Origin of the sequence: Algoriphagus sp. (genome assembly GCF_029254265.1) — a bacterium.
Taxonomy (GTDB): domain Bacteria; phylum Bacteroidota; class Bacteroidia; order Cytophagales; family Cyclobacteriaceae; genus Algoriphagus.
The window spans coordinates 14,031-27,657 of sequence record NZ_JAQWXX010000053.1; the positions used below are offsets into that span (position 1 = coordinate 14,031).

The window sequence follows — 13,627 nt, forward strand, 5'->3', positions numbered from 1 at the left end:
TCTTGTATCGTCCAACATTAAAGAACATTACAAATGGAAATCATTCTAAAGACAGACATCAAAGGTCTTGGCTATAAAAATGACTTGGTTGATGTAAAGCCAGGTTACGGAAGAAACTACCTTATCCCTCAGGGATTTGCAGTTTTAGCAACAGGTTCGAACAAAAAGATTCTTGCTGAAAACATTAAGCAAGCTGCTCATAAAGCTGAAAAAATCAAGACAGAAGCTGAAAACATCGCTGCTAAAGTAGAAGCGATAACTTTGGAAATCAAAGCAAAAATCGGTGAATCAGGTAAGATTTTCGGAAAAGTGACTACACTTCAAATTGCTGATGCGTTAGCTACTCACGGAATCGACATTGATCGTAAAAAAATCTCTATCAACACTCCTGTAGACGGAGCTGGTGAATTTACTGCAGAAGTTGATCTTCATAGAGAAGTGAAAACTCAAGCTAAATTCTTGGTGGTAGCAGAGTAATACTGATCTACATCAAATAAAAAAACCCCGATTAATCGGGGTTTTTTTATGCCTTAAATTTCCTGAGACTTAGCTCAAAGCTTTTTCAAAGCTTTCGATCAATTTTTTTGATACTGCTTTGCTGTTTTTCTCTCTAGCTTCTTTGAACAAGGCTATAGCCTCTTCACCTTTTTGAATTACTCCAATAGGGTTTTGATCATTTTGGAAGCTTACCCAGCACCAAGACAATTCTGCAGCTAAGGTTTCTCCACCTTTTACTTTCTCTAACTTCTGAACAACTTCAGGAACTGTTTTTTCTAATTTTTCGACTTGCATAATTTTTAAGGTTTGGTAGTTTTCTTACTGAATTTTAAACAAAACTGAGTAAATATTTTTGTTATTACAATTTTTTACACTCATAATTATCACAATCATAATTTTCAATCGATTGCATAACCCAAAAAAAATAATTCTTTTCAAAACACCCACTTTTCAAAAGGAATTATCCGTCATTTTTTTCCCCCTGATCTAAAGGCATTTATTGAAAAAATAGAAAAACTTTAAAACTTGGTTTGGAAAAAAACAGCTAAGATTCTACCTTTGTCACACTTTAAAGAACCCTACCAGGTTTTAGAAGTCAAACTGGTCTATGGTGTAACTGGCAACACGTCTGATTTTGGTTCAGAAGAGTCTAGGTTCGAGCCCTAGTAGACCAACAGAAAAGCCCCGATTTGAAAGATTCGGGGCTTTTTTTTTATTTTTTCGGCTCTATTTCAGCTTAATAAACTGTTGAAGGCTTTCCTTCCTGCTATTTCAAAACTCGAAGCCTAAAAGCATTCATTGCATTTTTCCCTAAGTGTTCGGTCAATCTGTAATTGGCTATCGCACCCACTCCGGCTCCGATGATAGGGACTAGTTGTGCCAACTTAGCCAAATCAATATAATCCCTATAATCCAGCTGAAAAGTCCTCCAGTCAAAGGCCCCCAAGTCTTCTGGCAGATCATGGCGGTAACTATCCCAATTTTCCAATAATCCTATTAAGTCGTTTCTCCTACTTTGAGTTGAAAAACTGATTTGAAAAATATACAATAGAAATAAACGCTCCTGGTAATTCTTGGTATCAAAACCGTAAAGCGCTGCAATGTCAAAAAGCATTTTCATTTTAATTGTTAAAAAAGCTGGAAAATCCGCAAAACCAAGCAAAATCCCTCCCGCTCCAGTAACCGCTCCTTCGACTGAGGCTGTATTCCTATACCATTTAATTCTATTTCTTACTTTGAACTCTCGCTGTTTTAATGATAGGCTTTCGTGAGGCTTGGGAACAATCCAACTGGAACCAGAAATAACCGCTTTTACCATATTTTCAATAGCCGCTGTTATTGCCAGATGCACTTTCTCAGGAATCCAATCATTAATTTTACTTTGAACCCCATGAGTAACCCTACCCGTGAAACTAGGAGGCTTTTTCATTTGATAGCGCCATAGTCCAAGTTCTGCCTGAGCGTAATTTGTATAATTATCCATTTCCTGTTTGAAAAACTTAAATTGAAATTTCAGGTTATTCCATCATTCCACATACCAAATCTAAACAATATGATTAAGCCTATTTATTTACTCATTCTCCTGTTAGGGAGTTTTCTTTTCCCAAAAGAAAACGAAAAAAACATAGATCCTTTTGCGAACATCACCATCTGTCATTCCGATGATATGGCTCAATTTGTAAATTATCCTGGATTTGCATCTTTTCACCCTGCCCCTTTAGAAATTGAATTTTCAGGGAAGGGAGAAATGACTACTTATCCTACAGCAGATGGAAAAACCGCAAGTGGCTATTTGATCAAATCAAACGGACCATCAGATAAATGGCTCTTTGTATACCAAGAATGGTGGGGGCTAAACGATCATATTAAATCTAAAGCTGATGAATTCTATGATGATCTGGAAGGAAAAGTTAATGTAATCGCTCTTGACATGTATGATGGACAAGTCACATCTAATCCTCAGGAAGCCGGTAAACTAATGCAGGGCGCAAATGAAGATCGACTTACAGCTATCGTAAAAGGAGCACAAGTACTAGCTGGATCTAATGCTAAAATCGCTAATGTAGGCTGGTGCTTCGGCGGAGCATGGTCACTTCGTTCTGCTTTAATCACTGGCGAGCAAAATATAGGATCAGTAATGTACTACGGCATACCTGTAAGAGATGTAGAACAACTCAAAAAATTAAACTCAGATGTTTTAGGCCTTTTTGCAACTGAGCAATATATCTCCGAAGAAATCATCAAGGATTTTGCTTCAAAGATGGATGAGGCAGGCAAAAAGTTAACTTATAAAATTTTCCCAGCTGTTCACGGGTTTTCTAATCCAAGCAACCCTAAATATGATGCGGAAGCAAGTGCCGAAGCATATGAGTTGGCAATAAACTACCTAAGAGGAAAATTTCAAGTTTAATTAATCCCTCCATTTAAGTTATAAACAAGAAAAGCTATCAATTATGATAGCTTTTCTTGTTTTATAAGGTTTTAGAATTACTTGTACAATCCGTTGAATAACATCTTAAATGTACCATGAGATTGCGCTCTGAACGTGATTTCTGGTCCAAAAGCATAGAATTTACCTTTTCCTATTTCTGCTTCAAATGCAGTCACCCCATTTTTTAAATAGGATTGCCCCCAAGCCCATCCACTTTTCAATGGTGCTTCTTCACCAAACCAGGCAATTGGTTTCACTCCCTGATTGGCTGCATTTGGCGAAAGGGTGAATACTGGACTTCGATTGAACATGATATAAGCTTTATCGCCCATACCGTAGTTTATCGGAACCGAATTATCGACATGCATTTCCAGCACAGATCCTGGGATATAATATTTCTCACCGCTCAAAGGTCTGCTTACACCCTTATCGTTTAATTCCACCAATGCGTCATTTACCGGCAAACCTAAATGGAACGCTAAATCTGTGGCTGAACCTACAGTGATAATTTCTCCGCCTTTTTCCAAAAAGGATTTCAACTGTGGTACTGACTCTGCTTTGGTAAAACTTGCCAGCATATGGTGATATTTGGAATCTACCTCTTCAGGCTTAGGAAGTGATCTTCCATAGCGCCCCTGATTCGGACCTGGAATACCAGGACCAATGAACAGTATGACATCATATTTATCATTCAAACCCCCTTCATTGATCTCTTTGGCGAAAAGAAGCTGGTAATCAAAATGAAACTGCTCCATCATCCAGCGTACCCATCCAGATGGCATCGAACCTCCATAATAGTCATAAAGGGCAATTCTTGAAGGCTTAATCTCTTTGGCACCTTTTGGCATTGCTGCTACTGGCTCTGGATAAACCCCATAATCAGATGCCGCTTTATTCAAAAGATCTTTTCCTCCTGATACATAAAATGAACCAACTGGCATCCCATTAGACGCTGTTGTAGTCCGATATACTTTCACCTTTGCTTTTAATAAATCATTTACAGCCATGAAACTGTTGTTATTTCTTGCATCCAAAAGATATCCAGACCCACTAGCGAGCGATTTAGACGGAGGAGTCTGAAGCTCACCATATGGCAGAGCCTTGAAAGGGCCTGAAAAATCCTCATAGATTCTGTCGATATCTGAACCCATTTGAAAAGCTAAGGTCCAACCAGCAGCATCATATGGCCGAATTGGAGGGCCTCCAGGATACAGGAAGTCGTTTGGATGATCTTGCGGCTCAAACATATCAATCACGTGAGGCCGAAAAGCTTGTGATGTTTTGACGATGTAGGAATTGGCAGGGTATGATTTTCCATTAACTGTAAAATCACTAGTAGCCTGATGAACTTGAATCCCAGACTTAATCAATGCATTTAAGAATTTGATTGCCGTAGGGAAATCTGGCTGATCTGCAGAAAGGATATATCCTCTTGGATCTCTTCTTGAAGGATCCTTATAGATTGAATCATAGAACTGTGTAGGAACTCCAGATCTGAAACCGAAATACGCTTCGTCCTCATCATCCCCTTTTGGAGCCTTTTGAGCTTTGGCATAGGCAGCTTCAATTGCCTGAGAATTTTTTGGATACATAGTCCATGTATCCGTGTTTCCTCGCTCGATAGATCTTCTCCCCATGATGTAGATATTGCGGAGCAAATCATCTCCATTCCTTACTGCATGATTTAAAATAGCATAATTCAAGGAAACCGAGTAGTCTATCGATGTTTTAAAATGCCAATCCCTTGGAGTAATTGGGAAAGGATTTGCATTGTTGGGGATTAATCTATCCGGTACTAGAGGGACACTTGAAGGAGTCGGGTTTCCAATAATCTCAGTCAAGATTCCAATTTGGTTGTGATAATAAGGGGTGGTTCTTAAACCACCATTCCACCAAGTAGAAAAGACTGAGCCACCCAATCTTGTATAGCCAGGACGATCTTCCTGGTGTAGACGATTAATCATTGAAGCACCTACAGCATCCAAACTAGTGATGATCAATGGATCAAACACATGGTTGAATGGATCACGATATGGAGGTCCTGCGACTACAGTTCCAGCAGGCCCAGACTGGTGATGATTGTAAATAATCTGTGGAATCCATTCAATATATTGCTGACGAGACATATTTTCTGCCTCGCTCATATTGTTCATGTAGAAGTCTCGATTATTATCGTGCCCCACATATTTCTGATACAGTATCGGAATATTCTGGTCTCGCTTAGTAGGATCCTCTTTTCTCATATACCAATCAGACATGATTTCCATTCCGTCAGGATTGGCATGTACCAAGAGAATGATCACTTCATCCAAAATCCTCATCGTCTCAGCATCAGTCCTTGATGCCAACTCATAAAGCGTTTGAATAAGCTGATGCGGACCAACTACTTCACTCGCATGAAGTCCCCCATCAATCCAGACAACTGGCTTTCCCTCAATAATCAGCTGCTCTGCTTCTTCGCGGCTCATTTCGGCTCGAGCTAGTTTCTGGGAAATTTCTTTATAGCGATCAAGCTTTGCAAAGTTTGAAGGTGCCGTTACGATCATCATAGGTTGCTCACGACCATATTCGGTTTTTCCGATACTGCTGAGGCGAACCCGATCACTTGCATCTGCTACTTTTTTGAAATAAGCTTCAGATTGAGAAAAATTAGCAAGCATATAGTCATCGCCAATATCAAATCCAAAATGGGATTTTGGGGTTGGAATATTCTGCGCGGATAGATTTGCAACGCAAAAAAACAGCAGAACAAAGAATGTAAAACGTATTCTCATAAGGGTATAATTTGGTTCGAAATAGGACCTAATTCCTAAAATAGCATGAAAAACTAAAGGGATGTGGAAGTATTCCCTCTTTATGTCAAAAAATTACAGGATCGGGAATTTTAAGCATTGAAGTCTGGAAATGATTTGACATATCGCTGATACTTTCTAAGTATTTTGATAAGTTTTCTGGCTGAGCAAAAAAAATAGAGGGAAGAAACTTTTGAATGTCTTCTTGGGATTTAGCCTTCCTAAAAAGGAATTGTTACTTTTGTCTAACCAAGCTAAATTTCTTTCAAAAAAACTACGCAGCTATGTCCGAGGTCAAAATCTTTGCCGGAACAAACAGTCAAAAATTAGGAGAAAAAATCGCAAAAAGTTACGGGAAGAGGTTGGGAGAGCTCACCCTTTCTAAATTCAGCGATGGGGAATTGTCTCCAAGTTTTGACGAATCTATTAGAGGCTGTACCGTCTTCTTAGTGCAAAGCACAACTCCTCCAAGCGACAATCTGTTAGAGCTTTGCCTCATGATTGATGCAGCTAAGCGTGCAAGTGCTTATAAAGTTTGCGCAGTGATCCCATACTTCGGATATGCCCGTCAAGACCGAAAGGATAGGCCTCGTGTGTCTATAGCTGCTAAGCTAATAGCAAATATGCTCACTTCTGCAGGAGCAGATCGAATCATGACATGTGACCTTCATGCAGGACAAATTCAAGGTTTTTTCGACATACCCTTGGATCATTTGAATGGATCAGCTATTTTTGTGCCCTATTTGAACTCACTGAGGTTAGAAAATATGATTTTCGCAGCTCCAGATGTGGGAGGAGTAGCCAGAGCAAGGGCCTATGCCAAGCATTTTGAGGTAGAAATGGTAGTCTGTGATAAGCACAGAAAAAGAGCCAATGAAATTGCATCTATGCAAGTTATTGGTGATGTAGAAGGAAAAGATGTAATTCTCGTCGATGATCTAGTGGATACTGCAGGTACGCTTTGCAAAGCTGCTGAAATCCTTATTGAGAAGGGAGCCACTTCAGTAAGAGCTATTGCTACACATGGAGTCCTTTCTGGAAAGGCTTACGAGAATATTGAAAATTCGAAATTGGTAGAGCTAGTTATCACAGATACCATTTCGATGAAACATCCATCTTCAAAGATTAGAGCGCTGACTGTAGCTGAATTGTTTGGAAAAGCCACTCATGCCGTGACAGGAAACACTTCAATAAGTTCCTTATTTATTTAAAGAGAACCAATTTTAAAATACACATATATGAAAACACTAGAGGTTATAGGGTTTAAAAGAGCAAATCTCGACAGTGCAAGTCTTACTGAGCTAAGAGAAGCTGGCAATGTTCCTTGCGTCGTTTACGGACCAGGTATTCCAGAGCAGATTCATTTCTACTCTCCGATCATTTTGTTCAGAGACTTAATTTACACTCCTGAAGTTCACTTAGTTGAGTTGAACATCGAAGGAAAAATAATCAAAGCGATCTTGAAAGATGCACAATTTCACCCAGTTAGTGAAATGATCCTTCATGCTGATTTTGTTGCTTATTCTGAAGAAAAGCCAATTAAATTTGAAATTCCTGTTAAAATCGTAGGAAACTCCCCAGGTATTGCCAAAGGTGGTAAGTTGGAGTTAAAAACCAGAGTTCTTAAAGTTAAGGGCCTTGCAAATTCGCTTCCTGATTTCGTTGAAGTGAATATTTCTTCGCTCGACTTGGGTAAATCTTTCAAAGTTGAAGATCTATCTGTAGAAGGTTTTGAAATCTTGACTAGTCCAAACGTTTCTATCGTGACTATTGGAATTCCAAGAGCACTTAGAGGTAAGAAGGTTGGCGAAGAAGCATAATCTTTTCTATAAATTAATTCTAAATCCTGCCCTTTTAGGCAGGATTTTTTATTTTCATGGCATTTTAGAATCGAAAAATGAAATACTTAATTATAGGATTGGGAAATATTGGTCCTGAGTATGAGCTCACAAGGCACAATATTGGGTTTTTGACTATAGATAGATTGGCTGATAAAGAATCATGTACTTGGACTAGCGATCGTCTTGCCTTCAAAACTGAATTCAAACATAAAGGCCGAACTATTCATCTTATCAAGCCCACGACCTACATGAATCTGAGTGGAAAGGCGGTAAACTATTGGATGAAAACCCTTCAAATCCCGAAAGAAAATATTCTAGTGGTGGTTGATGATGTAGCTATCCCTTTCGAAAAGCTAAGAATGAAACCTAAAGGAAGTGCAGCTGGTCATAATGGACTAAAAAATATTGAAGAACTTACCGGGGGACAGAATTATCCCCGTCTCCGAATGGGAATTGGAGATGATTTCCCTAAAGGGAGGCAAGTAGACTTTGTTTTGGGCAGATTTACCCAAAACGAGTTTGATGCTCTGCCTGCCATGATGGACAAAGCCATTGAAATGATATTAGCCTTTTGTACCATTGGGATTGAGCGAACTATGAATCAATTCAACGATTGATTGATCCAAATTTTGGATTTCCAGTTATTCGGCATTTATTTGTACCCACTTCAGGAAACTGATTTATAAAGAAGAGGCGAGAGATTAGGCTCTATGACCCTCTGGCAACCATTCGTTTTTTCGAAAAGGTGCCAAATCCTACCCGATCCGGGAATGATAAATTGGCTTACATCTTTAATCCCATTTTTTATTCTTGATTCTCATTGGGTAAGATTTCTTAGAATCTTTCTGGAAAGTCTATTTTAAACCTACACCATGATGAGTACACATTTCGAAACAAATTCTATCCGAATTTCCCCTTCTAAGTCTAACCAAAAGGAGCACAGCGCCCCGCTTTATTTGACTTCAAGTTTTACGTTTGATTCAGCAGAGGAAGCAAGAGCAACTTTTGCGGATGAAATTGAGGGGAATATTTATTCCAGATATGCGAATCCAAATTCAAGTGATTTGATACAGAAAGTCTGTTCAGCCGAAGGAACTGATGATGGTATTGCCACTGCATCTGGTATGGCTGCGATGTTTGGAAGTATTGCTTCACTACTTCAGCAAGGGGATCATATTTTGGCCGCTAGGTCACTTTTCGGCTCTACACATCAGCTCCTTACCAGAGTATTTCCCAAATGGGGAATTACTTCGACTTATGGTGATATTTCCGATTTTGAGAATTGGGAAAAACTGGTTCAACCAAACACCAAAATGCTTTTTATTGAAACACCTTCTAATCCTGGACTGGAGATAATTGACTTGGAATGGGCAGGCAAATTTTCCAAAGCACATAATTTGATTTTAGTGGTGGACAATTGTTTCGCCACCCCCTATTTGCAGCAACCAGCCAAATGGGGTGCTGACATTGTGACTCACAGCGCCACAAAATACATTGATGGACAAGGAAGAGTTTTGGGTGGATTGATACTCGGAAGGGCTGATTTAATCAAAGAAGTCCAATTTTTCACTCGGCACACTGGGCCTGCAATCTCACCATTCAATGCCTGGATTCTTTCAAAGAGTATGGAAACCCTTGGTGTTCGAATGGATAGACATTGTTCCAATGCCTTAAAAGTTGCCGAGTATTTCGATGAAAATAAAGAAATCAATTTTGTAAAATATCCCTTTCTGAAATCTCATCCGCAGTACGAATTAGCCAAAAAGCAAATGAGTCAAGGAGGAGGAATCATTACTTTGGATCTGAAAGGAGGATTAGAGCGAGCTCAGCGATTCATTGATAAGCTTAATATGATCTCTGTAACTGCTAACCTTGGCGATAGCAGAAGTATAGTGACTCATCCTGCTTCGACCACTCACAGCAAACTGAGTGAGGAGGAACGCCAGCGGGTTGGCATCACTAATGGATTGATTAGGTTATCCGTAGGATTGGAGCATTTTGAAGACATTATCTCCGACGTTTCACAAGCATTAGATCAGTCAAAATAAGAAAAGCCCTTTCGGGCTTTCTTTCTACCAAGTCGTTTGGTTTAGTTTAGGAAAGGCTCGAATCACATCACTCAAGCTAATTTGCCCCACCAATTTCCCATCTTTTAGGACAGGAAATCTCCTTATTCTCAGTTCAAGAAATTTTTGTGCAGCATCAAAAAGTGAAAGATCAGGTGAAAGTGTAATTACGTCCTTGGTCATATGCTCGCTCACTTTTGTGGGAAATTTGGGCGTATTCGAATATTTTCCCTTGATGATCTCCCGAAGACAATCTACCTCTGAAATAATTCCTACCAAGGCACCAGAATGATCAACAACGGGCGCACCAGAGATTTTCTTCTTTGTCAAGGCCTCCATTACCTGATCAATAGTATCATCCTCTTTGAAAGTAATTAATTTGGTAGACATATGATCTCTAACAGTGATGTTTTGAATCGGAGCCTTTTTTGGTTCTACCACTCGAACCCCTTGAAAACTTTTTACCATGACTAAAATAATTTATTGAGCGAAAAATAACTTACTGAAAAAATAGGGTAATAGCAAATAAGAGTTTTAAAAAACTAATAATTCAAAATAATAAACCGGATATAGCAATCTATTCAATTTATTATTTTGAAAAAACTTTGTGATTTTCAATTATAATTCTACTCAATAACTCGGATATCGAAAAACAAACTTTCTCCATAAATCAACAGAGGCTATAATCGGGCAAGCCTATTTAACGGAGGTATTCTTTATGAGGATGAAGGGCTTCCAATTTTTTGAGGGTTTTTTATATAAATCATCAAACCCAAATGTGCCCACCACCACATCAGCATCTCCATCTAAGTCAACGTCTCCTTTTGTAATAGTCAACCAATGTGAATCGAACTTTTCAGCCAATACAAAAGGCGTGAATTTATTAGGAGATTCCTGCCTGAAATAAATTAAATCCTGAGAAGGTTTTTGGCTCGAATCCGGAAAAAATGCCAAGGCAAAAATATCAAGATCACCATCTCCATCGAAATCTTCGACTTCCAAACCACTTGCTCCGTACATTGGATAAAACCACGATTCCTCAAATTCATTTTCTCCATTATTCAGATAAACTCGGACCCCATGGTAGTTTTTAAGAATTTGAGATTGATCTGCATTATCTCCATTCACTAATATCAAATCCTTAAACCCATCCCCATTCATATCTTCAAACCGAAAGTCACTTGAACCAAAGGCCGGCTGAAATCTTAATACAAATTTTGAAGAAAAATTCCCTTTTCCATCATTAATCAGCGACAAAATCCCTTCGTTAGATTGAGTCATTTGAACCAACAAATCCAAATCCCCATCCTGATCTAAATCTTTAGCAATTGATCTTCTTGCACCTGGCTGAGCATTTAAAATACGTTCTTCCCCATTGCCAAAATGCAAGGCCAGTTTTCCAAGATGATTTCCGAATTGCGCGGTGACATATTCTTTTTTACCATCTCCATCCAAATCCGCTTTAAGCTGATGAACCGGTCGCATCAAGCTATCCAGAATTTCCCGACTTTTCCACGCTTTGCCTTCTTTTGAAAAAAGAGAGAGCGAACCAATAGAGTCATTGGAAGGATCCATTAAGCCCATTGTCAACAATTCAAACTCACCTCCTTCAAGCCATTCAATTTCCACTGGGGCTATATCGGTCTCAATTGAATCTTTCCGTTGGAAGTTGTTTTTCGAATCCAGTACAAACACCTTTCGAAAGCGATTACCCAACCATAAATCCCCTGTTTCAGGATGGATTCTTACCATCGTAGTCAGGTTGGGATAGATGAAAGCATAATTTGGCTGAATGACCTCAAACCCAGGAATCCCAACTCTTGGATTTTCCTTTTTTGCCTGTGGCAAGGGACTATCCGGAGCATTTTCAAGGTAATAATCAAGGATTTTTTGCCAGTCATCCCTTTGAATCAATTGCGCTTTGGAATAAATACCTGCGGGGACCTCAGCATCCTCAGGAAGTATAGTGCCAAAATCGGACTCTAAATAAAGTCCCATCCTTTTCCGCATATCAGGAAGTACATTTTCGGACCATGTCTTCTTATCTAAAACTGAAGGCTCAGGTTTTAGATGGCAACTTCCACAATAAGCATTTGCCAATTGCTCCCCATTCAATTTTAAGTCGATGCTCGCAAGCTGTTCCAAAGTCGGAGGCGGTTGTTTTCGCTCCGAAATGGGATTACATGCTGCAAAAATTATTGAAACAACAACTCCAATTAAGATTCTAATCTTCATTGATCTAATACCTCCAAAAATTGATTGACTACCTCTTGATCTATTTCTAAATGATGGGAAAAAAATTTGGGATCATCCGAAAATGACAAATCTGGATTGATAAATTGATTTTTTGAAGGTCGCCAAGTCTTGCAAGAGGCATGAATTTCCTTGAGAAAACCAGTCTTGTTGAGTTCGGTGACATGCGCTGGCTTGGTGCCTCCACCTGGCATTATTGTAATTCGATCTTTAGCTACTTCCATCAGTTCTTTCAATAAAGAAAGCCCTTCTTCTACTGTATTTTTTCCACCCGAACTCAAGATCCGTTGAAATTTACAGGCAATGATTTTCTCCAAAGAATCAAAGTAATCTGATGAAGCATCAAAAGCACGGTGAAAAGTACAGGGCTTTCCGCTTGCGGAGCGAATCAACGATTCACAGGCATCAAAATTCACTTTTCCCTGAAAGTCTAAAACACCAAAGACAAATCCATCAGCCCCTAACTCTCCAAGAATCTCGATATCACGCTTCATTACCATCAATTCTTTCTGAGAATATGCAAAATCCCCACCTCGTGGACGGATCATTACAAAAACCGGAAGATCAATTTCCGACTTAAGAATCTTGAGCATTCCGGCGCTTGGGGTCACTCCCCCCTCAGGAAAATTAGAGCAAAGTTCCAGTCGATCTATCCCGAAATCTGCCGCTTGCATACAAGCCTCCAAACTATAAACTGGTGTTTCTAGAATGATCTTACTCATGGTTTAAAGTGAGAGTTTGAATCAATTAATACATTTCCGCTTTGAGTTGCTTTCGCGAAATTAAATCCAGGATGAACCGCGAATGCTCCAGTGACACCTTCTTTGTTGATCGCAAGAAATCCGGCTTGGATATCGTTGATATTTTTATTTTTTGAAATCAATCTTCTCACTGCTTCTTCACAAGCTTCTTGGGGAGTTCTCCCCTGACGCATTAATTCTACAATCAGAAAGCTACCACAAATCTTGATAATTGTTTCGCCTAAACCAGTGGCAGTAGCGGCCCCCACTTCATTATCTACATAAAGACCTGCCCCTATTATTGGACTGTCCCCTACTCTACCATGCATTTTGTAAGCCAGACCACTCGTGGTACAGCTCCCAGCCATATTCCCATTAGCATCTATTCCAATCATTCCTATAGTATCGTGATTTTCAATATTGATAATTGGCTTGTATTGGCTGGTTTTTTTCCATTTTTCGTATTCAATTGCCGCTTTAGGGCTAAGTTCCTCTTTTTCCAAAGAAAAGCCCTCAGCTATCGCAAATTGCCTAGCGCCCTCTCCAGCAAGCATAACATGTGGTGTTTTTTCCATCACTCTTCTTGCAAGAGAGATTGGATGCTTTATTTGTCTAACGAAAGCCACTGAACCACAATTTCCATCACCAGTCATTATCGATGCATCAAGGGTTGTGATTCCTTCACGGTCAGGAAGCCCCTGAAGCCCGACCGAAAGATTATCCATATCCAATTCAGTATCCCGAACCCCTGCCTCTACTGCATCCAAAATGGTGCCTCCGGCAGTAAGACTATCCATCGCAGCCTGATTTGCAGGTAGCCCATGATTCCATGTAGAAAGAATTAGCGGAATCTCACCTGACTCGCTGGACTTTTGCTTTTCATCAGCAGCACAAGCTGTGGAAATACTTGGAATAAAAAGAGCAGTTCCAATCAGGGATTGCTTTATAAACTTTCTTCTTTGGGACATAAGACGTATTTTAGAATCGATTCTCAAATTATTAAAAA

General features: G+C 39.4%; 13 protein-coding genes, 1 tRNA gene and 1 riboswitch. Of the genes, 7 read left to right on the forward strand and 7 right to left on the reverse strand.

The annotated features are described in order from the left end of the window. Window positions 1-33 precede the first annotated feature (33 nt). Window positions 34-477, forward strand: coding sequence for a 50S ribosomal protein L9 (gene rplI, locus P8O16_RS08435; RefSeq protein WP_300313261.1), 444 nt, complete (start codon window positions 34-36; stop codon window positions 475-477). Window positions 478-546: 69 nt separating this feature from the next. Here the strand turns inward: rplI and P8O16_RS08440 are convergent, their stop codons facing one another. Beyond that, window positions 547-792 carry a hypothetical protein gene (locus tag P8O16_RS08440; protein ID WP_300313264.1) on the reverse strand — a complete coding sequence of 82 codons (246 nt, stop codon included), beginning with the start codon at window positions 790-792 and terminating at the stop codon, window positions 547-549. A 307-nt stretch (window positions 793-1,099) separates the two neighbouring features. On the opposite strand from P8O16_RS08440, the gene P8O16_RS08445 reads away from it, so the two are divergent. Then, a tRNA-Gln gene (locus tag P8O16_RS08445) sits at window positions 1,100-1,172 on the forward strand. A gap of 92 nt (window positions 1,173-1,264) precedes the next feature. Here the strand turns inward: P8O16_RS08445 and P8O16_RS08450 are convergent. Then, on the reverse strand, window positions 1,265-1,981 hold the full coding sequence (locus P8O16_RS08450; protein ID WP_300313267.1) for an EcsC family protein: 717 nt from the start codon (window positions 1,979-1,981) through the stop codon (window positions 1,265-1,267). Between the two features lie 69 nt (window positions 1,982-2,050). Here P8O16_RS08450 and P8O16_RS08455 point away from each other — a divergent pair, with 69 nt between their 5' ends. Continuing rightward, entirely contained in the window at window positions 2,051-2,908 is an 858-nt protein-coding gene (locus P8O16_RS08455) for a dienelactone hydrolase family protein (protein WP_300313270.1), read from the forward strand. A 77-nt stretch (window positions 2,909-2,985) separates the two neighbouring features. On the opposite strand, the gene P8O16_RS08460 is transcribed toward P8O16_RS08455, so the two are convergent. Further along, the gene (locus P8O16_RS08460; protein ID WP_300313273.1) at window positions 2,986-5,703 is read right to left on the reverse strand and encodes a M14 metallopeptidase family protein; all 2,718 of its coding nucleotides are present in this window, start codon (window positions 5,701-5,703) and stop codon (window positions 2,986-2,988) included. A 302-nt stretch (window positions 5,704-6,005) separates the two neighbouring features. Between P8O16_RS08460 and P8O16_RS08465 the strand changes: the two genes are divergently transcribed. The 4 genes from P8O16_RS08465 to P8O16_RS08480 all read left to right on the forward strand — a co-directional run bounded on the left by P8O16_RS08465 (window position 6,006) and on the right by P8O16_RS08480 (window position 9,610). Beyond that, window positions 6,006-6,932: a ribose-phosphate pyrophosphokinase gene (locus P8O16_RS08465; RefSeq protein ID WP_300313276.1), complete on the forward strand. Its 927-nt coding sequence runs from the start codon at window positions 6,006-6,008 to the stop codon at window positions 6,930-6,932. A 27-nt stretch (window positions 6,933-6,959) separates the two neighbouring features. Next, entirely contained in the window at window positions 6,960-7,541 is a 582-nt protein-coding gene (locus tag P8O16_RS08470; RefSeq protein ID WP_075349580.1) for a 50S ribosomal protein L25/general stress protein Ctc, read from the forward strand. Between the two features lie 77 nt (window positions 7,542-7,618). Next, window positions 7,619-8,179, forward strand: a complete 561-nt coding sequence (gene pth, locus P8O16_RS08475) for an aminoacyl-tRNA hydrolase (RefSeq protein WP_300313280.1) — start codon at window positions 7,619-7,621, stop codon at window positions 8,177-8,179. A gap of 60 nt (window positions 8,180-8,239) precedes the next feature. Next, window positions 8,240-8,342, forward strand: a riboswitch (SAM riboswitch). A 92-nt stretch (window positions 8,343-8,434) separates the two neighbouring features. Continuing rightward, on the forward strand, window positions 8,435-9,610 hold the full coding sequence (locus tag P8O16_RS08480) for an aminotransferase class I/II-fold pyridoxal phosphate-dependent enzyme (protein WP_300313283.1): 1,176 nt from the start codon (window positions 8,435-8,437) through the stop codon (window positions 9,608-9,610). Between the two features lie 24 nt (window positions 9,611-9,634). On the opposite strand, the gene P8O16_RS08485 is transcribed toward P8O16_RS08480, so the two are convergent. From P8O16_RS08485 to P8O16_RS08500, 4 genes are all read right to left on the reverse strand, one after another. Beyond that, window positions 9,635-10,096, reverse strand: coding sequence for a CBS domain-containing protein (locus P8O16_RS08485; RefSeq protein ID WP_300313286.1), 462 nt, complete (start codon window positions 10,094-10,096; stop codon window positions 9,635-9,637). A 228-nt stretch (window positions 10,097-10,324) separates the two neighbouring features. After that, window positions 10,325-11,863 carry a VCBS repeat-containing protein gene (locus tag P8O16_RS08490; protein ID WP_300313289.1) on the reverse strand — a complete coding sequence of 513 codons (1,539 nt, stop codon included), beginning with the start codon at window positions 11,861-11,863 and terminating at the stop codon, window positions 10,325-10,327. Further along, the gene (locus P8O16_RS08495; RefSeq protein ID WP_300313292.1) at window positions 11,860-12,603 is read right to left on the reverse strand and encodes a copper homeostasis protein CutC; all 744 of its coding nucleotides are present in this window, start codon (window positions 12,601-12,603) and stop codon (window positions 11,860-11,862) included. Before P8O16_RS08495 ends, P8O16_RS08490 begins: the two co-directional genes overlap by 4 nt. Next, window positions 12,600-13,589 (reverse strand): N(4)-(beta-N-acetylglucosaminyl)-L-asparaginase, encoded by a 990-nt coding sequence (locus P8O16_RS08500; protein ID WP_300313294.1) that lies wholly within the window; start codon window positions 13,587-13,589, stop codon window positions 12,600-12,602. The genes P8O16_RS08495 and P8O16_RS08500 overlap by 4 nt, the downstream gene beginning before the upstream one ends. Window positions 13,590-13,627 lie beyond the last annotated feature (38 nt).

Coding starts and splice junctions, on each gene's coding strand:
- P8O16_RS08450 (WP_300313267.1), bottom strand. CDS start 1,981: ATGGATAATTATACAAATTACGCTCAGGCAGAACTTGGACTATGGCGC.
- pth (WP_300313280.1), top strand. CDS start 7,619: ATGAAATACTTAATTATAGGATTGGGAAATATTGGTCCTGAGTATGAG.
- rplI (WP_300313261.1), top strand. CDS start 34: ATGGAAATCATTCTAAAGACAGACATCAAAGGTCTTGGCTATAAAAAT.
- P8O16_RS08490 (WP_300313289.1), bottom strand. CDS start 11,863: ATGAAGATTAGAATCTTAATTGGAGTTGTTGTTTCAATAATTTTTGCA.
- P8O16_RS08485 (WP_300313286.1), bottom strand. CDS start 10,096: ATGGTAAAAAGTTTTCAAGGGGTTCGAGTGGTAGAACCAAAAAAGGCT.
- P8O16_RS08460 (WP_300313273.1), bottom strand. CDS start 5,703: ATGAGAATACGTTTTACATTCTTTGTTCTGCTGTTTTTTTGCGTTGCA.
- P8O16_RS08495 (WP_300313292.1), bottom strand. CDS start 12,603: ATGAGTAAGATCATTCTAGAAACACCAGTTTATAGTTTGGAGGCTTGT.
- P8O16_RS08500 (WP_300313294.1), bottom strand. CDS start 13,589: ATGTCCCAAAGAAGAAAGTTTATAAAGCAATCCCTGATTGGAACTGCT.
- P8O16_RS08465 (WP_300313276.1), top strand. CDS start 6,006: ATGTCCGAGGTCAAAATCTTTGCCGGAACAAACAGTCAAAAATTAGGA.
- P8O16_RS08480 (WP_300313283.1), top strand. CDS start 8,435: ATGATGAGTACACATTTCGAAACAAATTCTATCCGAATTTCCCCTTCT.
- P8O16_RS08470 (WP_075349580.1), top strand. CDS start 6,960: ATGAAAACACTAGAGGTTATAGGGTTTAAAAGAGCAAATCTCGACAGT.
- P8O16_RS08455 (WP_300313270.1), top strand. CDS start 2,051: ATGATTAAGCCTATTTATTTACTCATTCTCCTGTTAGGGAGTTTTCTT.
- P8O16_RS08440 (WP_300313264.1), bottom strand. CDS start 792: ATGCAAGTCGAAAAATTAGAAAAAACAGTTCCTGAAGTTGTTCAGAAG.